At 57.9% G+C, this 22,596-nt stretch carries 13 protein-coding genes; 4 read left to right on the top strand and 9 right to left on the bottom strand.

Annotated elements, in window-relative coordinates:
* Window positions 1-237 precede the first annotated feature (237 nt).
* The 3 genes from NKJ18_RS16035 to NKJ18_RS16025 all read left to right on the top strand — a co-directional run bounded on the left by NKJ18_RS16035 (window position 238) and on the right by NKJ18_RS16025 (window position 10,623).
* Entirely contained in the window at window positions 238-5,826 is a 5,589-nt protein-coding gene (locus NKJ18_RS16035) for a DUF3320 domain-containing protein (protein WP_352758755.1), read from the top strand.
* 70 nt (window positions 5,827-5,896) lie between these two features.
* Window positions 5,897-7,156, top strand: a complete 1,260-nt coding sequence (locus NKJ18_RS16030; RefSeq protein ID WP_352758752.1) for a metallophosphoesterase family protein — start codon at window positions 5,897-5,899, stop codon at window positions 7,154-7,156.
* A complete protein-coding gene (locus NKJ18_RS16025; RefSeq protein ID WP_352758750.1) occupies window positions 7,153-10,623 on the top strand; it encodes an AAA family ATPase in 3,471 nt (1,156 codons plus the stop codon). The genes NKJ18_RS16030 and NKJ18_RS16025 overlap by 4 nt, the downstream gene beginning before the upstream one ends.
* Window positions 10,624-11,371: 748 nt before the next feature.
* On the opposite strand, the gene NKJ18_RS16020 is transcribed toward NKJ18_RS16025, so the two are convergent.
* The 9 genes from NKJ18_RS16020 to NKJ18_RS15980 all read right to left on the bottom strand — a co-directional run bounded on the left by NKJ18_RS16020 (window position 11,372) and on the right by NKJ18_RS15980 (window position 21,611).
* A complete protein-coding gene (locus NKJ18_RS16020) occupies window positions 11,372-12,217 on the bottom strand; it encodes a hypothetical protein (protein WP_352758748.1) in 846 nt (281 codons plus the stop codon).
* 659 nt (window positions 12,218-12,876) lie between these two features.
* Window positions 12,877-13,689, bottom strand: a complete 813-nt coding sequence (locus tag NKJ18_RS16015; protein ID WP_352758746.1) for a hypothetical protein — start codon at window positions 13,687-13,689, stop codon at window positions 12,877-12,879.
* A 25-nt stretch (window positions 13,690-13,714) separates the two neighbouring features.
* The gene (locus NKJ18_RS16010; RefSeq protein WP_352758744.1) at window positions 13,715-14,719 is read right to left on the bottom strand and encodes a hypothetical protein; all 1,005 of its coding nucleotides are present in this window, start codon (window positions 14,717-14,719) and stop codon (window positions 13,715-13,717) included.
* Window positions 14,720-14,734: 15 nt separating this feature from the next.
* The gene (locus NKJ18_RS16005) at window positions 14,735-15,421 is read right to left on the bottom strand and encodes a hypothetical protein (protein ID WP_352758742.1); all 687 of its coding nucleotides are present in this window, start codon (window positions 15,419-15,421) and stop codon (window positions 14,735-14,737) included.
* Between the two features lie 514 nt (window positions 15,422-15,935).
* The gene (locus tag NKJ18_RS16000) at window positions 15,936-16,976 is read right to left on the bottom strand and encodes a hypothetical protein (protein ID WP_352758740.1); all 1,041 of its coding nucleotides are present in this window, start codon (window positions 16,974-16,976) and stop codon (window positions 15,936-15,938) included.
* A 182-nt stretch (window positions 16,977-17,158) separates the two neighbouring features.
* Window positions 17,159-17,887: a TfuA-like protein gene (locus NKJ18_RS15995; protein ID WP_352758737.1), complete on the bottom strand. Its 729-nt coding sequence runs from the start codon at window positions 17,885-17,887 to the stop codon at window positions 17,159-17,161.
* Window positions 17,884-19,170 (bottom strand): YcaO-like family protein, encoded by a 1,287-nt coding sequence (locus NKJ18_RS15990; RefSeq protein WP_352758734.1) that lies wholly within the window; start codon window positions 19,168-19,170, stop codon window positions 17,884-17,886. Before NKJ18_RS15990 ends, NKJ18_RS15995 begins: the two co-directional genes overlap by 4 nt.
* Before the next feature lie 12 nt (window positions 19,171-19,182).
* Window positions 19,183-19,695: a hypothetical protein gene (locus NKJ18_RS15985; protein ID WP_352758733.1), complete on the bottom strand. Its 513-nt coding sequence runs from the start codon at window positions 19,693-19,695 to the stop codon at window positions 19,183-19,185.
* Window positions 19,696-19,709: 14 nt separating this feature from the next.
* A complete protein-coding gene (locus NKJ18_RS15980; RefSeq protein WP_352758730.1) occupies window positions 19,710-21,611 on the bottom strand; it encodes a BTAD domain-containing putative transcriptional regulator in 1,902 nt (633 codons plus the stop codon).
* 309 nt (window positions 21,612-21,920) lie between these two features.
* Between NKJ18_RS15980 and NKJ18_RS15975 the strand changes: the two genes are divergently transcribed.
* On the top strand, window positions 21,921-22,592 hold the full coding sequence (locus NKJ18_RS15975; protein WP_352758728.1) for a helix-turn-helix transcriptional regulator: 672 nt from the start codon (window positions 21,921-21,923) through the stop codon (window positions 22,590-22,592).
* Window positions 22,593-22,596 lie beyond the last annotated feature (4 nt).

The following is a 22,596-nucleotide window of genomic DNA, read 5'->3' as shown; positions in this document are numbered from 1 at the left end:
GTCGGATCAAGACATACTCGACGCTGCTGCATATGGGAGTCGGGAGAAGACATCCTCGTCAGATGGTGATTAGGTAGGAGGTCTGGGCCAAAGCATAATATCTTTCGCCCGTATCTGATGTCACAATACTAATCGTTTTGCAGGGTTGACCGCAGTCGTTTGAAGTTGAGAACGGCTGTTTTTCTTGCGCGAACCCTTACGCAGGCTCTAGGTGGTCCGCCTTGTACGGGGGGGTAAGTGTTGGACGTAAAACAGTCAGTCTTCCAAAGCAATCTGCCTCTGAAGGAGAAACTCGAGCGCGCCAGGATGGAGTTGCTCGATCTTTCCGCCCGCAATCGACTTTTGAATGTGCCGCGGTTTTCCAAGAGCGCGAAGACGATCGATATCGTCGACGAGAAGTCGTCCGAAATCTATCGGTTGCTGGTAACCGAAGGAAAGGCTTTTACCTTCCTGGCCGGCAAGCCCGATAGGCCGAAAGCGGGCCAGGATGGAAGCAACCCTACAGACGAGGAAATCGACTATTCCCCCGTCGCTCTCGCTCAGCCTGAGGACGAGGAAGTCGACGATAGAGGGATATCCGCGCGACACTCAGACACCAAGCTGCAGACGCGTATGACCCCAACCGGACTGCAGCGACGGCTCCTTGATCTCTACCATGATGCCCGCACACTCGAGGAAGAGCAGGGCGTCAATATCCTCTTTCTGGCCCTTGGAATGCTGAAGTGGATTGACCCGAACAACAAAGAAAACATCCGTCAGGCTCCTCTCATTTTGGTGCCGGTGCGGCTTGAGCGAGGGGCCGCTGGAGAAAAGTTTCGGCTGCGAGCTCGTCCGGAAGATCTTACCGCAAACCTCTCCTTGGAACTCTATCTCGACCGCATCCACAAGCTCGCCCTGCCGCGTTTTGAAGTAGGAGACGACTTCGACGTCTCGGCCTACCTCGATGCCGTTGCCGAAGCAGTGTCGACCAAAGAGGGTTGGCAGGTGCCTGCCGATGATATGGTGCTCGGCTTCTTTTCGTTCGCTAAGTTCTTGATGTACCGTGACCTGGATCCGGATCTCTGGCCGGATGGCGCAAAGATTATCGAACAACCGAAGATCCGCTCGCTTCTTTCAGATGGTTTCGAAACACGCGAACCGCTGATGTCGGACGACATTGCGATTGATCCGCATATTGCGCCTGCCGAAATGTTGCATATCGTCGACAGCGACAGTTCTCAGACGCTGGCGATCCATGATGCAAGAAGGGGTCGCGACCTCGTTATCCAAGGTCCGCCCGGGACAGGAAAATCGCAGACGATCGCAAACATTATCGGGTCGGCCGTTGCCGACGGAAAGACTGTGCTTTTCGTGGCCGAAAAGATGGCCGCGCTGGAGGTCGTCAAGCGACGGCTTGACACTGCTGGGGTGGGGGACGCCTGCCTTGAGCTGCATAGTAACAAGGCGAACAAGCGCATGATGCTAGAGGAGCTGCGGCGAACCTGGCAACTCGGATCGCCCAGGGGACAGCTTCCTTCTTCCCTGACTGAACGCCTGCTGGAGGCCCGGGACAAACTCAATGCACATGCTACGAGGATGCATGTTCCATATGGAGCCTCCGAACTCACCGCCTATCAGGTTCTAGGTCAGCTGACCCGCCTAAGGCAGGCCGGTCAGAAACCCGTGGACATCGAACTTGCGGCTGCCACAAGCTGGACAAATGACGGTGTTTCGCAACGTCGCAAGATACTCGATGAGGTCTCTCAGCGGATCAACGAAATCGGTTTGCCGATCCACCATCCTTGGCGGGGAGTGAGCCTGGATGTCGTTCTTCCAACGACCATTGAGAGGCTCGTCCCACGCATTGCGTCGTTGCTGGATCAAGCCAAGGCTCTGCACGCCAAACTGGTCGGTATCGCCGAGCGGATCGAAGCCGAGCCTCCGAAAATTCTCAGCGACAGCGGCGAGATAGAAGATCGCGCCGAGCTTCTCGCGTCCGCACCTGGACTTCCTGCCGAGGCGCTCGTCTCCCCGGTATGGGATGAGCGTCCGAAAGACATTTCATCGCTTCTCTGGTCAGGAACGGATTTCGCCCGCAAGTCGGAGGAACTTTCGGAGCAGTTGGCGACGACGGCTATCGACGCGCCAATTGAAGGTCTCGAGACAGAGCTTGCAAAGCTTCCCTCGGAATTTCCGAAAGATGGTTTCCATCGTGCGCGACAGCTGACCGTGCTGCTCCCACGCTTGAGGGAAGAAGCTGAGCGCCTCAATCAGGAACTCGGATCGGCGATATTGCCTGACACGTTGGCAGGCTTGCTCAGGCTGGTCGTGACCGGCGAGCGAGTAGCGGCAGCACCTGACGCAAGTCCGGAGGCTTTTGCAGCCACCGTTTGGGACTCCGGACTCGAGCAAGCAGGCGATCTGGCAGAGAGCATCGCGACGCTTGAAGCTACTCGGGCAGAACTCCAGGCGAAAGTCGTTGACGCCGCGTGGAACACCGAGGTGGCCTCGGCGCGGCAAGCGCTCGCCACACACACCGGGATATTGAAAGCATTGAACGGCGACTACCGTCGCGCCACTGCACTTGTGCGGACTATTGTGGTCGACCCCAGCGCGCCTGCGACGCAGATAGTTGGTCTCCTCGACCTTTTGATGAAGGGTCAGGCTGCCGCAGCAAGAGTCCGCGAAGGCGACGCTTTTGGCCGTTCCGCCTTCGGGGCAGATTGGCGTGGGGAGCGATCGCCATCTGCGCCACTGCTGGCGCTAGTGGAATGGATGCGCACTTTACGAGGGCTGGGCTCCGAACCTCGGATTATCGCCGGCCGGATGGCGGAACGCTCCGAGGCCGGTGCGCGTGCAGCGCGAGTTCGTAAGGTTATCGAAATCGGTCGGCCGATTATTGAAGGTTTCTGGAACGATCTCGGCCATCTCGCGTCATCCGTGCTAGGTGATGTGGCTTCCGCCGAGCGGGCCTCACTGCAACTGATGGAAGCGAAGGCGAGCACTGTAGCTCAAGCCGATGATGCGTCACGACAGGTTCTGACTGACGTTCCGGATCTGATCGCTGAGCGGGTGGAGCTACTGCGCCGACTAGGCAGACTACAAGCGCTTGCTCAAGAGATCGATGCGGGAGAGAGCCTAGGCAAGTTCGCATTCGGCTCGTCGTGGCACGGTCGAGGATCCGATTGGGCCGCTCTCACGCAAGCCGAGCTCTGGCTGAAAGAAAATGGCTCGATTCGACATCTGGCTGCGCGGTTGCCTGAAAGAATCGAGATCGCAAACTCGGCTCGTTCAGCACGTGAAGCGGCCCAAGCGGCAGCGCGGGAATTGAAGGCGCTTACAGGGGATTTGAAAGCCGATGCTCCCTCCTTGTTTGGAGTAGACGATTTTCCGGACGTCGCGATAGGCGAGGTCGTTTCTCGGCTGCAGGGTTGGCTCAATCATCAGGAGCAGCTCTCGAAATGGGTTGCCTATGAAGAGCGATCCGAAACGGCCCGAAAGGCTGGACTGGGACAGTTGATAGACGGCCTGGCCAACGGCCAGATTACAACAGGATCGGCACGATCAGTTTTTGATATGGCCTACTACGAACGAATGTTTCTGGCGATGGCGACCGATGAGCCGGAGCTGGCAAGGTTCGACGGGGAACTGCATTCCCGGGCTGTACGTGACTTCGCAGATCTGGACCGCCAGCGCATCAAGGCCGGCGCAATCGAAGTTGTAACGGCCCATCACCGGAAAATTCCTTCAAGAGACGGCGGAGCTGGACCTGTCGGGCTGCTTCGTTCTGAGATGGCGCGCAGACGGGGCCACATGCCCATCCGGCAATTGATGCAGAAGGCAGGCCCTGCCATCCAGGCGCTGAAGCCAGTGTTCATGATGAGCCCGCTTTCGGTGGCGCAATTCCTGTCGCCCGGCCGGATGTCCTTCGATCTGCTCGTGATGGACGAGGCGTCTCAGATACAACCCGTGGACGCGCTTGGCTCGATCGCCAGAGCCAATCAGGTGGTCGTTGTTGGCGACGAACGCCAACTGCCACCCACGACATTCTTCGCGAAGATGACAGGCTCGCAGTCTGACGATGACGAGGGTGAGGGCGCGCAGGTCGCCGACATTGAAAGCATCCTCGGCCTGTTCACGGCCCGCGGCTTGCCGCAGCGTATGCTCCGCTGGCACTACCGTAGCCGTCACCAATCTCTAATCGCAGTGTCGAACAGCCAGTTCTACGAGAACCGGCTTTTCATCGTGCCAAGCCCTTATACCCAAGAGGCAGGTATGGGGTTGCGGTTTCATCATGTGCCGGAGGGGGTCTTCGATTCCGGCGGCACAGGAACCAATCCGGTAGAGGCGAGAGCAGTAGCGGAGGCGATCATCCGTCATGCAAAGGTGAACCCGAAAGAGACTCTAGGCGTTGCAACATTTTCGGTTAGCCAACGCCGCGCGATCCAGGATGAACTCGAAGCGCTGCGGCGACTAAATCCCGACACCGAAGAATTCTTTCACGCGCATCCCAGCGAGCCATTCTTCGTCAAGAACCTCGAAAATGTTCAAGGCGATGAGCGTGACGTTATCATGATCTCGGTGGGGTACGCCAAGAATGCGCAGGGATACATGGCCATGCGTTTTGGCCCTCTTGGTGCGGAAGGCGGCGAGCGTCGGCTCAACGTCCTCATAAGCCGTGCCAAGCGCAGCTGCGAAGTATTCGCGTCCATCACAGACGAGGACATCGACCTGGAGCGCGGCAAAGGGAAAGGCATCTTCGCCTTCAAGCTCTTCTTGCACTACGCGAGAACAGGGCGAATTTCGCTTGCCCAGGCCACGGTTCGAGAAATGGATTCAATCTTTGAAGAACAGGTAGCCAACGCGCTGATCGAAAAGGGTTATCAGGTTCATGCTCAGGTGGGCATTGCCGGCTTCTTCATCGACCTCGCGGTTGCGGATCCAGAAAGGCCAGGCCGCTATATTCTCGGCATCGAATGCGATGGCGCAGAATATCATTCATCTCGCTCTGCCAGGGATCGAGACCGGCTTCGGCAGTCTGTTCTGGAAGACCATGGTTGGATTATTCATCGGATCTGGAGCGCTGACTGGTTCCAACGACCTCGTGAGCAGCTGGAGCGAACCATACTAGCGATTGAGGCTGCCAGAAACGAACTCGATGAGCGGGCCGAATTGGGGGTCCAGAGAAATCGTGCTGTAGCTGTGCAGGTTGTTACGGTCGACCGAGGGAATGTGACGGAAATCGGTCTCGAGAGCACAAACGGATCCGAGACTCCCAATCGAACCTACGAGGAGACTCAACTAAAGCGACCGGGACCGTTCGAACTCCACGAGACGCCCAGCGGAATCATGGCCGGGCTGGTCGAGCAGGTCGTGGCTACAGAAACGCCAATCCATGTCGACGAAATAGTTTCGCGTATTCGGGATGCGTGGGGTCTGCAGCGGGCCGGTGGCAGGATTCAGGATGCAATCGAGCGAGGGGTGGGTATAGCACAGAGAGGTGGTGCAGTAGCCCGTCGAGGCAACTTCTGCTTCAAGCCAGGTGCTCCTGTTCGTCTCAGGGATCGCAGTGGGGTCGTGTCCCCTGGATTGCGTAGGCCCGAAATGATTGCGCAGGACGAAGTTGCCCAAGGCGCCATGGAAGTCGTGAAATCCAACCTCGGTGCGACAGAGGAAGAAATCGCCACAGGCGTTGCGAGGATGCTGGGCTTCAAAGCCACAAGCGCACAATTGAGGCAGCTGATTTCAGCTGGGGTCGCCGACTTAGTTGCCAAGGGATTGTTACGGCCCCAAGACGGCTTGTTGGTGGCCGGCGAATCCGCGAGCGAGAAATTAGCCGAAGTGTAACGGGGCGCTGCAGCGCTCTCGTTGCAATTCTGTCGAAGCTCGGAACACCTCTTTCCCCGGCGGAGGCCGAATGGCATTTCGATTCGTACACACGGCCGATATTCATCTCGACTCGCCGCTTCGTTCGCTGGCGATGCGAAATCCCGATCTTGCCGGGCTGGTGGGCGACGCCAGCCGCCAGGCATTCGTTTCGATAGTGGATCTCTGCCTTGAGGAACGTGTGGACGCGTTGGTCATAGCCGGCGACCTCTACGATGGCGATCAGACTTCGATGAAGACTGCGCGGTTCTTGGGCGCGCAGATAATGCGCTTGCATCAGGCCGGCATCAGGGTTCTCAAGATCCGCGGCAATCACGACGCCCTGTCGCGGATTTCCAAACAATTGGTTTTTCCCAACACCGTTACAATCTTTGGTGGTCGTGCTCAGTCGGTATTGCAGACAGCCGGCGGTCTGGACGTCGTTTTCCATGGTTTGAGCTTTGCGAACCCTAAGGCGCCGGACAGCCTGCTGACCAAATATCCGGCTGCTCGTGAAGGGGCCGTCAACGTAGGCATCATGCATACCAGTCTGGCGGGATCGCCCGGTCACGATGTTTACGCGCCCTGCAGCATCGCTGACTTGCACGCCCACGGTTTCGACTATTGGGGGCTTGGCCACATTCACGTTCGCCAAGTCTATTCCGGGGCAAGCACGGTTGTGATGCCGGGAATACCGCAGGGGAGGGACATCAATGAGGCCGGCGAGAAATCAGTCACCTTGGTGACGGTGCGCGACGACCGTTCGATTGAGATCGAGGAAAGGCTGACCAGCGTTGCGCAGTTCGAACGGGTCAGCGTCGACCTTACCGGAGCAGTAGAGTGGCCCGAGGCAGTCGCGCGTGTTCGATACGCACTCGAAGAGATGCGGGTCGCCGTCCGGTCGCGTCATGCTGTGGCCCGCATTGGCCTGACAGGAACGTCACCACTGATGTGGGCGCTGATCCGCGACAAGGACCTCCTTCTTGCCGAAGCCGAACAGGCTGCGGAACAGCTAGACCATACATGGGTGGAAAAGCTCGAGCTTGACCTCGCACCACCTCGGGCGGAGACGGCCGAGGATATTGCTGATCCGGTTTTTGAACTCGAGCAATCCATGCGTGCCGATGCCAAGTCGGAGGCCTTCCGCGCCGAGGCGAGGGCGTTCGTGCAAAAGATGGTCACCGACCTTCCGGCCGACGGACGCGATTTTGCTGGGAAGGACGAAGCCGCGCTGGAACGGTTCCTCGATCAGGTGCTTTCCAGGGGCGCGGACTTGGTGACTGCCCGCCTTAAGTTCGGTGGATCGTCATGAGGTTGCGGCGCCTCGACCTCATTCGTTATGGAAAGTTCACCGATGGTTCGATCGACTTCGGACCCAAACCGGAATCCGGACCTGACCTACATATCGTGTTCGGCCTGAATGAGGCCGGCAAATCGACCGCGCTTTCCGCCTATCTAGACTTGCTGTTCGGCATCGAGGAACGGAGCCGCTACAACTTCCTGCACGAGTACAGCGCCATGCGCATCGGCGGCGTGCTGGAACTGGCCGGCTCCGAGCACACGTTCACGCGTACGAAACAGCGTACTAATTCGCTATTGAACGCGATGGGCCAACCGGTGAGCGAGGTGGCTATCACGGCGCATCTCGCCGGACTGTCGCGTGAGGCTTACACGACGATGTTCTCACTCGATGACGAGACGCTGGAAGCGGGCGGGAAGTCGATCCTGGAGTCGCGGGGCGACCTCGGCAAGCTCCTCTTCACGGCCAGCGCCGGTCTTGGGAACGCAAGTGATACGTTGAACGCCCTCGAGGCCGAAGCAGACGCTCTGTATCGGAAGCAGGCGCATGGGACCGAACTGGCGCTGCTGAAGAAGCGCCTTGTTGACGTGAAGTCGCGCAGGGATGCGATCGACACACTTGCATCGACCTATGAGGGCCTGGAGGCCGAACGTCTCGATGCAGCGCAGCAATACGACCGGACCATCAGCGACCGAGCGGTGCTGGTGGCCAGGCTGGATACCATTGCTCGTTACGTGCGTGCTGCGCCGATGCTGGCGGATATCCGGCGCAAGATTGCCCGGCTGAATGAGCTGCCGGACATCGCCTCCCCAGCTCGCACGTGGACGGGTAGTGTCACCGAGCTGATCGATGACGATGCCAGCCTCAGAACACGGCTGTCCGCAAACATCGACGAGGTCGAGCGCTTGGCGGCAAAAGTCACTGCGGTCGACGAGGATGAATCGGTCCTGTCGATTTCGGAACGCATTCGCGGGCTGGCGGAGAGCAAGGTGCGCCATACCGCGGCTGGCTTTGACTTGCCCACTCGTAGGATGGGGCTGCAAATCCTCAACAACACCGTGGCAAGCTGCCTTGCCGCCTTGGGCCGATCTTCCGAGCCGGATCCTGCCGCGCTGCTTCTGCCTGCCGTCACCGTTGGCGTCGTTCGCGCTATGGTCGAGCAGAGGTCCGGGATTGCTACCGGGGTGCGCGCCGCTCGCGACGAAGCCGCGGCAGCACTCGATGCGCTGCAGGCGGCAAGGCAGCGGGTCGGCGAGGAAAGGGCGGTGCCCGAACCTGCCAGGGCAAGGCTGGGCTCGGCTTTGTCGAAAGCGCGAGCAAGCGGACACCAGGCAGACATCAGGACGGCTCGCGAGGCGGAAGATGCGGGAACAATTCGATGGGAGGCGGCGCTCGCGCGCTTGCATCCATGGAGCGGAGATGCCCTTGCTCTCGCCAACGTCGCGGTTCCGAGCGCCGGGCACATTGCCGCCTGGAAGACTGTAGCGTCAGAACTGGCAAGGAACACCGCCGTGCTTGCCGAACGCCTCGCCGAATACGAGGGCAGCCATGCCATACTCGCGGCACGATTGGATGCCCTTCGTGCCTCGGTCGACGTTGTCGACAATGAAGCGGCTGCCGCGATCCGCCGTGTCCGCGAGGATGCGTGGGCAATGCACCGCGCAGTGTTGACCGGTGACACCGCTGACGATTTCGCCGTGGCATTGGCGCGCGATGACATTGCCAGCGCAGGCCGGCTGGCCGGCGCGGCGGACCTGGCCGAGATCCGGGCAACAACCCGCGACCTGGCCGAGGCCGCGGCCGACCTGTCACGCAATGCCATCCTACGCGCACAGCTCGGCAAGGATGTGGATACCCAATTGTTGGAAATCCGCGCGGCCGCCAGAGATCTGCTCGGAGACGCCGTGGAACATTCGTCTGAGCGCCTGATCGAAAGGATCGAGGATCAGATCGGGGCGCGCAGCGATGCGCTGGCTGCCTGGGAGCAGATCGAACTTACGCGCAGGAAGGCGGAGCGAGCCGCTGACGCCGGCGAGCAGATACGCTTGGAAATGAGAGCAGCGCTGGAAAGCGTCGGCATAGTATCTGAGCCCGGCGACACCCTCGAAGCAATCATGGTCATCGCTGAGCTGTTTCTGGATCGGCAGCGCAAGGTGGACGCAGAGTATGCCGAGGCGCTCAGAATGGTGAGCTCCAAAGAAGAGGATCTAGCGTCCCGACGGGTTGCCGAAGGCGTGGCGGAGCGTCGTGAGGAGGAATGGCTGGCCGGCATTACCGAAGCACTCGAGGGAACTTGGCTCGAAAGCGGGCTCTCAGCATCCGGCGTCGGCACTGTGCTCGATCGTTTAGCCGAACTGTCAAGAAGCCTGCAGGAACGGGACGATCTGCAGCTGCGTATCGACAAGATGGAGGCCGACAGGGCCAATTTTCTGGTCGAGGTCATCGTCGTTGCGGTTGAAGCCGACGAGCCGACGAAGGATAGCGAGCCGGAGCAGTTGGCCATCCGCCTTGCCGAGCGCCTAGAGCGTGCCGAGCGGACACGCGAAACGAAAGCAAGCCTCGGCAATGACCTGAAGCGCCTCAAGGAGGCGCGCGACATCCTCGACACTGAGATTTTGGCACACGAACGCCGCAAGAACGAGGTGCTGGGCGTCTTTGGTGTCGCCACTCTGCCCGAGGTAGTCGAACGCGATGAACTGTTGCGTGAGCGCGATAGCTTGCGCGCCACCGTCGCCGAACTTGAGGAACGGATAGTGGCGGAGCTCGCGGCCGACGGATTCGAGCAGGCCCGCTCGATCCTGGACGCGATCGATTTCGACGGCCTCGCGGTCGAGAAGGCTGAGGGTGAGCAGCGGCTTCGCCAGTTCGATGAAATCATCCAGCAGCAGCTGATCCGGCAGACGCGCGCGGCCGACAAGCTGGACGCCATCGGCGGCGATAGCGAGGTTGCTCGCTTGGATGCCGAACGGCGGACAACTCTGCTGGAAATCGAGGAGAAGGCCACCCGCTACATAGAGCTAAAGCTTGGCATCCTGTCGGCTGGAAATGCTTTGCGAATCTACCGTGAGAGCCACCGCTCGGGGATGATGGCGCGTGCATCAGACGCGTTCAAGCTAATGACACGTGGCCAGTATTCAGGGCTTACAACCCAGCCCGCAAAAGGCGGCGAGGTGCTCATCGCTGTGCAGGGTGACGGGCAATCCAAGGTCACCGACGCGCTTTCAAAGGGCGCGCGCTTTCAGCTCTACCTGGCACTAAGGCTCGCCGGCTACTACGAGTTCGCGCAATTCCGGCCCTCGGTGCCCTTCATCGCCGACGACATCATGGAGACCTTCGACCATATTCGGTCGGAGGAGGTTTTCAGATTGTTTGGGGAGATGGCGAACACAGGTCAGGTCATCTATCTCACGCACCACAAGCACTTATCTGAAATCGCTGAGGCCGTCGTGCCGGGAACGAGGATCCATCAACTCGCATAGATGTCGTCTGGCCCATGAGTTTTGAAAGAGCGCAGCAGGTGGACAACCGCTCTTAGCCCGACGGCAAACGGCTGCTTTGCGCCTAATGTCAGACCTTCATTTGAAGTTTCGTGTTACCGAAAGCGGACATGCGGACTAGGTGCCGCGCAGTTCGGTTTCGAGCTGAGCCGGCAGTATTAAGAAGGAAAAATGTTCAACGCGGTCGCGCCGGTGATGACGCCGAAAGAGCCATCCAGCGGCTTAGAGAACTTGCCGAAGCGATCTGGTCGGCCAGCGTAGTCGAATTCGATCAAGTAAAGGGCAGTGCTTTCAGGAGGCTGGATACACTATAGAGGGCAGTTTCCCGGTTGGATGTCGTCCGTCGCAGAAACTAGTAATTCTGCTATTTTCACTATCATTTTTTCAAGTGAACAATAAACTGATAATACAATACTGTACGGAAAAAATTTCCTATGGTTTGCAATCAATAAGATATAGCTTACAATTGTTCCCATCACAGTAGCCAACCAGTCGCCTATTTTGGTAGCAAGTGTTAGCATATCTGCAAAAATCGTCGTTCGATCTATGCGGATCATTGCATGGACGCGCCTTTGCGAACGGCTCTATGTGGCTGAATTCGGTGGTGAGCTTATCAAGATAGTCCGTATACTTCTTTATCTGCTCATCGGTGGCGACCTCGGCATTGAAATTATCAATGGCATCCTGAAGGCTTTCCGGAACGGAATTCTGGTTCATGGCCTAGCTCCCTTCACTGATCGCGTATCGCAGACGCGATCAGGTTCGCGTTATAGATCGCTTGGATTTCCTTGGAGTCGCTGGGACCCATCGTGATGGTTACGGTCTGCGTGCGTTTGCGGCTGGCGTTAAACAGCGGGCTATTCCCAACGTTGGCGCTTACGTGAACCAGTTTCCATACCGGATTCACGTTGCCAGACACGGTGACGATGAACTGAACCTCGTCACTGAACACCGTGAACGGCGAGACTTTGCCGTTGTTGGGTATTGGATCGCCTCCCGCGGCAAGACCGGCCTTAGCGATGATAAAGTCATCGATTTTGAGCGTCCCTAGGATCGGAACGCGACCGTAGCCGACGCAGTCCTCACCGGAATACTGTCCCACAGCTTCTTTGCCACCTCGGTTTTCCTTGACATGGGCCATGAGGTCGCCGAGCAGATAAGTGAACGCGATTGTCTCGGTTCGTGTCGCTTGGGTTGAAGTTTGCAAGCCTAAGCCGAGCGTGAAATTCTGCGAGCTGGTGACGTTGCCGCCCGTAGGAAATGTGGAGATCACGTTTCTCATCGGATCAATGATCGACACACCTGGATTGAAGTTCCCCGTGTCGTCAACGACGAGCTTAAGGTTCACCTTGGCCTGCCAAGTCTTAAGCCAATCCACGGGAACGTTTTGATCGGCCCACATAGCTATTGCCTTCTCGGCTCCGGTCGCGATCTCGCACTGGACGTGCTTGATAATATCGTTCTCGGTTATGGTATCGTCTTGGGCATACCCGCTGGGCGCCATGTCCGGGACCCGCGTCCCGCATCCCGACAAAAGGCCGAATGCCATTAGTATAACGGGCAACTTGCGTCGCATGCAAACCTCCAGAAAAGGGCTTTGTCGGGCGCACGCATGAACTATCGAAGCGGTCCGCGTCCCCGTGGCCGTATTCCCCACACTCAACTATAAGCGCCTACGCGAGTCGAAGATCGCCCGCAATTTATTGACCCGGATATCCACCGTTATACTTGCACCGAAGCAGCCATTAATGGGCAATTGTAGCCGGCCGTTTTCGACTCCAAAGCAGTGGGCCGGCAACGCGCCCTATATCCATCGTTCAGGATCACGTAGCCACCGGCTGAAAGCGGACGTCATTGACGGCGGAATTAAGTTCGAGGGCGCTAGGGCGGACACTCGGTTTCAGCTAGTCAAGTCTACTACCAGTTTTGCAGACATTCGTGGCGGTCTTTGCCTAGCCAAAGGTCAAAAAAAGCTCGACGCCGGGAGAGAAGAACTGGATTTGAACGTACAAGCTTGGATCACCCCTGATTGTCTGACAAGTTGGTAGAGTCGCCGATGCCGTAGCGCGATCTCTCGTTATCCAGCCCGGGAAGGTCGGGATCGGCGCCGACGAACCCGCCAACCAGGATCATCAATGGATGGCTCCAGATTGAGAGGCTTCTTCCCAATCTGAAGTGCCATGGCCTGACTAGTTGCCCTCTACGCGCAGAGCCGCGCGCCCGCCGCAAGTCAGATCATATGGTTGCCATGTCAGTCGCCACGACGCTCTTCACACCACTCCATTGCGCAGTGAGATCGCCTACTCTAACAGGCACTTGATCCCACAACCGAATGGTGCTGCCCTCATCAAAGTTCTCAGCATCCGAACTCGCATGAAAATGCTCTTTCAGAAAATCCCCGAATGTCTTTTCTTGCCAGAGGTTTCTCGCATAATCTGGATCGCCTATTTCGACGTTGCCGGCTATGACGTTGCTTCGCACAAGCACGTCGTAGAATGAGGCGATCTGGAGAAGCGTAAGTCGCCTTTCGGCGAGTTCCGCTTTTCGCCTCGCAACGATTGCCTGATTGTCGGCACTCGCTGACAGCTTTAGAAGGATATCGTCAACAATGATTTCGAGCCGCATGCGACCTGTCGCGAGATTCGCATCTTGCCACGCATCTCGGATAGCAATCAGTTTTTCCTGATATTCCGGCGCGACTTTGTTCAAGGTAGCGGCGAAAATCACTGACGGAAATGGCAGCTGAGAAAGCACCGTAAATTGCAGCAAATGTCCGTTTGGTTCGTTTGGCCAATCTCCGTCGAAATGGAAGCTATTGATGGGTACTGGAACGACGTTCTTGTTGGGCGCTTGCGATGTTAGGTTAGAAAGTTCAGCCGCAGTCAAACCCAACTTGATCTCACCTCTGAGCAAAAGTTTCGATCCAAGGTCGCTCTCCGACAAATTGCCATATAAGAAGCGCGGGACATAGAATATTTCCGACCGCCATTTGTCTTCATAGAGCGTTATCAACCCAAGTGTTGTTTTGTATTGCTTAGCCGGCCTCATGGAGTTACCTCGCTTATCGTTCTTTTCAACGCTTTGTCGACTTCACCAACGGCTTGCCCAAATGCAGGCTGTGCGTGTCAGCGATGTCAAGGTCGACGATGAATGACTTGGCTTTGTCGAAATTGACGAAGTAGCTTTCAGGGATATCGCGAACATATGCGGCCATGCCGAGCTCTTTTTCTTCGTAGTCACTATACGTTCCTTCCCATACCTCTGTTTTGTCTTCTTCTATTTTGCTATAATTGAGGCTTACGCAGAGAGCCGATCCGGTCGGGTGATCCGGTAGCGGGTTCATTTCGAGACTCGGTACGAACAGGCGTGCCGCAATCTTCTCAGCGATACTCATGACTTTCTCCCGCTCTGACGGAGAGCCACCATCAATATCGATTTTGATCGTGCCGTTCTGAATGAGCTTCTGGGTTTCGTACGATATATTCGCACTGACGAACCAGTATTTAACCGAAACCTGCGCACGGAAATGCTCCTGGACCCGGTGCCAGTTGGCTGTGATCTTGAAGTGGAACGTTGTCCGCTTGGTAAGGACCTTGTAGGTAATAGCGCCTGCCCAGCCCACGCCACCGCTCTTCATCAATTCAGAGAAGGTCGGTTCGAGGGATTCATCAAGCGTGAATGAAGCCGCGAGGTCGGTGTAGAGGTTTCCCCCATTGAGCTGGCATTTAATCGAGCGATAGATGCCGTCCGTAATTGGAGAGAGTGATGGCGTCGACACGGAGGGATTGACCGGCTGAAGCGCAACAGGACCGCCATACTGAGCTTCGAGCTCGGCCTTGACCCTAGCAAGCTCCATTGACGGATAGACTCCGCGGACGCCAAAATTGTACAGTGAGAAGCCATCGTTCGGGTCATTTGGGTTTTTTTCAAAGAACGCGGCGCCGAACGCCAGCTTGCCATCATTCCGCTTCGCTACCTCAGCGAATTGTGGTATATAGTAGAATAACTTCATGTCATCGGAGTCTCTATACACTGTCATGTAGTTGGTTGTCCTGGCGACTTCGTGGAAAAGTAGCATTTTCGTTCTCCGTTTTTAAAGACCTTGTGATGAAAGGTTGATGTCTCCGATGTCGACCGGTACTGTAACGGTCTTGTATATTGTCGATCCATCGTTTTTCAGAATCTTGATTTTGATTTTTGCTAAAGCATCGAGCTTGCCGGCAAGTGCCTTCTTTATTGTTGCGGCGTTTCTCCTGGAAGAAGACTGTATAATGGTCATGATACGAAAATTATCGTCGATAGATGATGCGGCGCTGGCTTGAAAGTGGAATTTCAATACTCTAAAATCGTTTGGATCGCTGAGGAGTTCTATGTCGTATACGGACGCTGGGTATAGCTCTACCTTAACACCTGAGCCATCTGTCAGCTGGAACGCCTTGATGCAGTTTTCGATCGCGCCTCGATCAATGCCGTGCAGCAGGATGACTACGATATGATCCTGAGGTTCGCTCTCGAGCGATGCCCCGAGCAGGGCGCCGTTGCGGCCAGGAACTCGTATGAGCTTGGTTGGAATCGCAAAAAGCCGCGCTCCATCGGATGAGGCGAATATCGAACAGTCTGGCGCGTCATACACCGCCGTCTCTTTGAGAGCCGGAGGCTCGATCTCCTGGACGACAGGCGTTGAGCCGTCGGTGATGCGAAATACCTGATGTGCGCATGCAATTGACGGCATCGCCGCCACACCCATTGACAACATCAGTTTTAACCAACGTGATGACATCTTGACCCTCATCGCCGCAGCCCAGCGCCGCCAAAGTCGACAGCACTCGCTGCCGAGCATCCGTGCTAGCTCGTGATCAACTTCTTCAGCGAAGCGGTTGGCCCTCTAGCCAAGGGAGCCTCGGCTAGAGGGCGTGACATGGCCGTGACATGAAAGTTTCTGGGGGCTAGGTGGCAGATTTGGCCATGAAGGTGCGTCTCAGACAGCTATATTTGGAAACGGGTGCGGGCAGCTGGTCCGGCGCGTTGTTTCGATTCCGTTCCCGGAGGTTGTTAGCGCTACGAATGAAACGTTCGAATTCCTAGGCGATCCACCTGCCATCGGAATCACCCGATATCCTGTTCAAATCTCTATGCTGGTTTGATCAGCATGTGCGGACTTCAAGGCAGTGGTGCGTTCCGGATAGGTCGTCGTGACCATATTGCGAGGGCGGGTAGGCACGTGACCCGGGCGTGACTTGCTATGCAAAGCTCGGTGCCGATTGTTCGACGCAACTATACGAGACTTCTGCTTTTCAGCTGGGTTGATTTGGATGATACCTGCGCCCGAGCACATTCGTCGCGCAGCGTATCGAGCCGGACGACTTAACGTAGGCAAACCAGCCTGGCACTCGCACCACATCGAATCCGAGATCTTGCCAGATCCGGACATTGGCATCGTCGGCGGCTTGGTAGCCCGGGTCGGCGTCGGAAAATTGCGGCAGCCAGACCTTGTCGGGTCCGGTCTGCACGATGGTATTGTTATACCAAAGCGTTCGTCCGGGATCGGCAAGATAGGGCGCCGGGTTCAGTCTCACGTCGAATCCGCATTCGCCGAGATAGGTGGCAAGCGCATCGAGACGGTCACTTTCCAGGATCTCTTCCTCGCCTGGCGCCGCCGACAATGCAGTCTTAGCCACCAGCAGCACATCCTTGCCGCTCGACTTGCGGCCTGTCACCGATACGACCAGGTCGATATGAGCCCAATCCTGCACGAGGCCGTCCTCAAGGAAAAGACGCAGCATTTCGAGCAAGACCTGCATCAGGGGCAGGGATGGCAGCGGGAACCCGCCGGGCGGTGGCTGCGCGGCAGTTTTCAGCTGGCGCGCGGCGTCCAACCTGCGGCGAATCTGGTCCCTGAACCAGAGCGTCTTGTGTCTTATTCCGCTCGGGCGGTAGCCTACGGGGTAGAAACGCCGCCGATCGAGCTTGGCAAACCGGCCCAGCGCGGTGGCGTAGTTGCATTGATGGTCCACCAACTCGCATGTCGTCCTTACCGCTCTGTTGCCAGCAAGGCGAAAATCCTGGCCCACCAGACTGTCGCCGCCATCGAGAAAGATTTCGTCGAGATGGATGACCGCCGTGCCATTGCTGGCAGCCAGCCATTCGGCTTGGTCGCCACCCAGCTTGCCGATGCTGGGCTTGAGATATTCAGTTACGCCGTTCTGCGTGGCACAGAGAAAGGCGTCGCGCATCCAGGCGCCGCCGAGGCTGACCTTGTTTCCGGGCACTGGAATGAGATTGTACAGGCAGGTAAGCCCAATGGCCGACAACCATGTCTGGACCATGGCCTGCATCGTCGCGTCGACGAGAATTGAAAGTGTGATGTCGCGGGGAAACGACCGCAGCAGCGCTTCATAAGCTGCTTTCTTGGCGGCGTGCTCGTCGGTGAACAGATAGGCTTCAATCTGGACGGCAAGCTGCGTGATCTGTCCCGCGCAGTCGTTGAAGAACTCGCCTGTTGTCGACCTCACTAGCATTAGGGTGGATCCTTCAATGGCGTCTGACGCTGCAGCTGATCAAAAAAAGCGGTTCGACTGAATTCGAATGCATGTCGATCCGCGTGAACTAGCGGCTCCGAGGCGCTGATAGCCGCTATCATCTCGCTGGCATCCCGCTGTTTCTGGCTGAGACCGAAACCGCGCCTGGCACGCACCAATCCGGGGCGGCGGGTTTTATCTAAACCCGCCGCGTCCAGAACTGCATTCCAGGTTCGTTGCTTGAAGTGCATGTGCCGGGCAGCAGCCAGCAGGGCCTCGGCTTCTTCGGCTCCCAACCAGTCCTCCGCCGCGAGTCGGGCGATTACCGGTTCGATATCGACAAGCGCCTCGGTGAGCGGTGCGTAACCGAGCTCCGCCGGTGCATGCGCCAGCGCCACGTCGGCATCGCAAACCCTTTCGCCGGAACTGTACTGCTCGAATATCGCGCCGATGCCTTCCATGCCGAAGGCATGACACTCGGCGGCCCGCAATGCGCCGACGCTGGCGGCGCCCATCACCCGTACCCCCGACGCCAGCGCGAACAGGATTTCCTTGTGCCAGACCGAGGGCTCGCTTTCGAAAACACCGTCGATCAGCCCAATCGCGTCGGCGCTTGCCCCCACCGCACGCAGCACGTCGCCGCAGCCGGCGGGCGGGTGCATCTCGCACGCGGCAAGCAAGGCATTGTCCAGGCCGTGGATGCTTGGGCCGGCGAAAACGACCTTCATGCCAGCACCCTGGTGCCGGCGAGCATGGTTTCGAGCGTGTTGGCACTGAGCCGCACGACACCGTTTCCTGCGGCCGATTGCAGGCCCGAGACAATGATCCGGACCACTCTTATGCCACCAGGTTCCACGGCGCCGAGCGGGATCAGCAATACGTCCGCTCCCTCATGGCCCGGAAGGATGGACAGAAGACGCCGCAGTCCTGCCTCGCCGTAGGCGGTCGAGTCATCGGCACGGCGATCGATCTCATCGAGCCAGACAGGAGTGCCGGCCAGATCGTCGAGCGGCATCCCATCCTGCCGGTAGTTTTCGGGCTCGAGGTCGTCGCGCGACCCGGCAAGTTGGGTCAGACGCGATTGCACGGCCTCAAGCAATGCCGCAAGCGCTGCCTGCTCGGGTATTAGACGGCAGGCGAAGCCGGCGAAACTGCGCATGCCGAGGTTTTCGTGCATGCCGAGAGGCGACGTCACGAAGGCGGCGATCGTGGCGATCTCAACGCCACCACGAAGCTCGGCGAAGAAGCACCGCAAGCCGGCGCGCTCCACTTTCGCCACGGCTTCGTCGAGCAAGGGATGCCGGCCGGGCCGGACGAGGACCGGCCGGGCGAGCGTTGTTCGCAGACCGAGAATATCCACCAACGCGGTGGCGTCGTTCTCGATCGCCTCTTGCAGGCCATGCAGCGCGGCGTCAGCGAGCGAGGCGCCGGCCGCAAGCCCGACCGTCGACATTCTATAGGCCGCATTGTCCCACCCGGCTCCGGTTCGAAAATCCAGCCCGGCAAGTTCGAACGGGGCGTGGACATCCCGTCCGTCGCGCAGCGATACGCCTCGCACCCAGCATCGCTGGCGCGAATGATCTCGATCGTCAGGAAAACAGCGCAAGGTCGTGGCGGGGTTCAGGCATTCGAGGCCGCGCGACACCATTTCGCGGCGGCTGGCGGTTTCGACGACTAGGCTTTCGTGACGTTCCGCGACAGCCTGTTCGAGGGCTTCCATGATCGCGCCGAGGCGCGCCTCGACGGCGCAAAGGCTCTTGCCCTGGGATACCGACAAGGTCCGCGAATTCGGCCGGCATGCGAAGAAGACCGGAATCCCGATCGTGTCCAGCCCGGTCAGGTCGCCGACGCGTGTAATGCCGAAACTGCGCAGTGATGGTCCCAACAAAGCCAGCAGCGCACCCGCCGTCGGCGGTTCCGAGTGCGAGCCGTGTTCGCCGGCAGGCGATCGCAACCGCCGGCCAAGCGCACGCGCCTCCTCCGCCAGATCGTCTAGACTGCAGGCCCACATGGCGATGTCAGATCATTCGGATTTGGTTGCCTTTTTCGAACTCCCGGCAACCTTCTTTGCCGTTCCCGTCTTTGACGCCTTGCCGGTTGCCGGTTTGTCGCCCGGACCCATCAATATCGACTTCGGCAGGTTGCCTTGCGTGAATGCGTCGAGGTCGGTGATGAAGGGTTCGATCGGGAAGAAACCGCTTCTCTTGGTAGTCCAGTCCGATTTATCGACCTCGGAGATGAAGCAGAACTCCGCGTCCGTTACGGTCGCGCCTCGGCCGATCAATTCGGCAAAAGCCGTCAAGACCATGTCGCCGTTCTTCGGCCCACCTGGCGGATCGGTTTCGAGGATAAGTCCCTTGATTGCCGCCGCAACCTGCCCGAAGACGGTGTCGAATGTCAGCGTATGACGGTCCGCATACTCCTGGATCTTGTCGCGCCCCACCAACGCGGCGCGCAGTGGATCGAGCGTCAGGACAAGTACGCCCGTCTCTTTGTCGCCGATGACATAAATTCTGTGATAAGTCGTTTTGGCCATTTCCGTCTCCCCTGTTAAATCGCTCCGGCGAGCCGAAGTCCCTCTATGTGCATCGCGCGGTGTGTCGGCGAACGATCCGGCGAAACCCGCTTGCTTTTTTCAATCGCCATCCCCTTCGGAAACAGCTCCTTCAGGCGCCGGCCATAAGATCGCGCTTGCTCCATCTGCCCAAGCTGAGCGTGACAGGCAGCCAGCATCGAAAGGACAGGCTCGTCATCGGCAAGCTTGCCGCACAGCTCGATGGCCTTCTCGAACGACTGCTGGTGGAATGCGACACTAGCGCCGGCCCACCAATAATGATCGGGCGGCAGCGGGTTGAGATCGATCGCTTGCTCGAACTTGGCCCAGCCGTGGTCTGGATAGTCCAGATGAGACAGGGCGTCGGCATACTGGACCAGGAGATCCGCCGAGTTCGGGCACAGCGTTTCGGCTTCCGCGAATTTTGCCTCGCATTCGTCGAAGTCGCGCTGGTAGAGCGCGACGGTACCTTTCATCCAATGGCCTATGGCGTCGTTTGGATCGAGCGCCAGCGCGATCTCCGACTGTTCGCGCGCGATATTCAAGAGTTCTGGATCCTGTCCACCGAGCTGGATCCACTCGAGATAGAGCGTCTGGGCGATGCGTGCCCTTGGCGGCGCAAAGCCTGGATTGGTCTCTACCGACTGCTTGAACGCCTTACGAGCCTTGCGCAATTTGGGCAGGTCGCAATTCGTCAGCCATCTCTGGCCCTCAAGATAGTGCAGGTATGCGCTGCCGTCACAGTTGGCGCGAAGCGTCGCAAGCCGGTCACGTTCGATCGCCAAACCCACACTTCCCGCGATCCGTCGCGAAAGCAGGCTGAAGCATTTAAAGAATGCAGCCGGATCGATCGGGAACTCCCCTGCCCAGACAAGTTCGCCCGCATCGCTTTTTGTCATACGCAACGCAAGCACGGCGGCGCCATTGTCGGGCTTGACGAAACCACTGATCGTATAGTCTGCCCGCAGAACAGAATTGTCGACAGGAGTCCCGGATAGATGGTCTACCTTGAATGAACTATGTGGAGCCAAGACCAGGAAGCTCCTATGCCGCCCAAGTTCGTTTGCAACGTCCTCGACCAGAAATCTCAACAGATGATTTTGTGCTGCCTGGTCGACATACAAGGGTGCAAGAAAGGCGACCCGTGGGCGCTCGTCCGCCAGGTTGGTAGCAACCACTGCAGGGCCATATTGCGGGCGGGACGCGAAGACGCGGCGGGTGACAGCTGCTGTTTCGGGCGACGGTGCGGATCCATATTCGCGCTCGAGCATAAGACAGAGTGTGTTATGGATACGTCGCGCCTCGTCAAACATCCCATTTCGACCGTACGCCTCTATGAGCGCGCGATAACTCTGCTCGCGCTCCGGCTCGAAGGCCAACATTCTCTCGGCTATTAGTTGGAGACTCTTCTCCGGTGCCCGGCCATATTTTGTAAGCTCTATCAGGCCTGCCTGGGCCATAAGAAAGAACCGCTCACGAAAAGCCCCACGTTCGATTGCCAGCCAATGCGAGAATTGATCGGTTGTGTCATCGACCCCCTCAAGCAGGTCGCCTCGAACCAATCGAATGGCATCGACGCATGCCGTTGGATCGTCATTGCCGGCGCTGGCAATAAGACGGCAAACATCGATCTCGTCGCGCTCTTGTCCAAGCGCAACGGAATAGGCGTCGACCTCCAGAAGCCCTCTCTCGGCAGGGATGGCTTTCTTAATCCGGGCAATAAGTTGCCTTAGGTTTGAAAGCGCCGCCCCTTCGGAATCGCTCGCCCACAGAAGATCCGCAATCTCCCTACGTGATACCCTTCCGGAGGTGGATAGACTGAGTATGGCAATAAGTTGAAAAGCTTTACTTGGAAAAAACGCTTCGGCGGGCTGTCCAGCGATTGCCGGAGTGCCCATTATGCGAACTGACGGCTCCCCAACTGTCGCCATTTTTCAGTTTCTTTGCCTCAGATTACAACATTATCCAAATGTTTTCGCGGTTCAAGTATTTTTAAGTTCAAGCCGCCAAGCTCATTCAAGCTGGTCAGATTAATGACATCAGAGCAATAATTTGCGACTACCAAATGGTAGTGTCGTCACGCCAAGTCACGTCGGTGTCACGCATCGCACCAATCTTGTGATCAGGGCGAGGAATGAACCGATGCGCGCGATTGCCGTGTGAAAAGCCGGCGCTGTTTCAACAGGTTTTACCGATGGCCCGAGCAGATGGGTGGATCGATCATTGAATTGTACAAAGCGGGAGGCACCAAGACCGTGGGCAACGAAATACTGCCCCTCCTGTGTCCGGACTGGCGGACGGCGACCCTGGTGATCGATGCGGAGGATGCGACGGTAGCATTTGCAAACTCGCCTTGCATCGACATGCTGAGACGGAAGAGGCCGGCACGCCTTGTCCGGGGGTGTCTTGCATTTGACTCGCCGGATCTCGACCGGCGATTTCATATCGAACTATCGCGGCTGCTCTCGACGGGGAGGGAAAGTGCCTTTCTGTTCGAACGCGACATAGCGTGTGATACTTGGCTCTCGGTCTCCATTCGAAATGGGCAAGGCTTTTTTCGCGACGCGATCCACACCGGGCTCGGCGCAGCTTACGGCCCGAGCTTGATGGTCGTCGAACTCGCCACCGCGCAGGAGGATCTCGATAGAGCAGCCTTTACTTCGTTCGCCAAAACAGTCTTCTTGTCGAAGGCGGAAGCGGAACTGGTGCACTCAGTCGCTACAGGAAACTCGTTGCAAAAAGCCGCTGAGATCCGAGGTGTTGCGATCTCAACCATCCGGCAGCGCATGAAGGCCATTCTTCAGAAGACTGGGTGTCGAAACCAATCCGAGTTGATCCATCTGGTCTTGTCGCTCTGCCCGAGGCGTTTGAACCAATAGACAG

The organism is Mesorhizobium sp. M0217, from assembly GCF_040321955.1.
In the GTDB taxonomy this organism is placed as follows: domain Bacteria; phylum Pseudomonadota; class Alphaproteobacteria; order Rhizobiales; family Rhizobiaceae; genus Mesorhizobium.
This window is presented reverse-complemented; position numbering and strand designations above follow the sequence as displayed.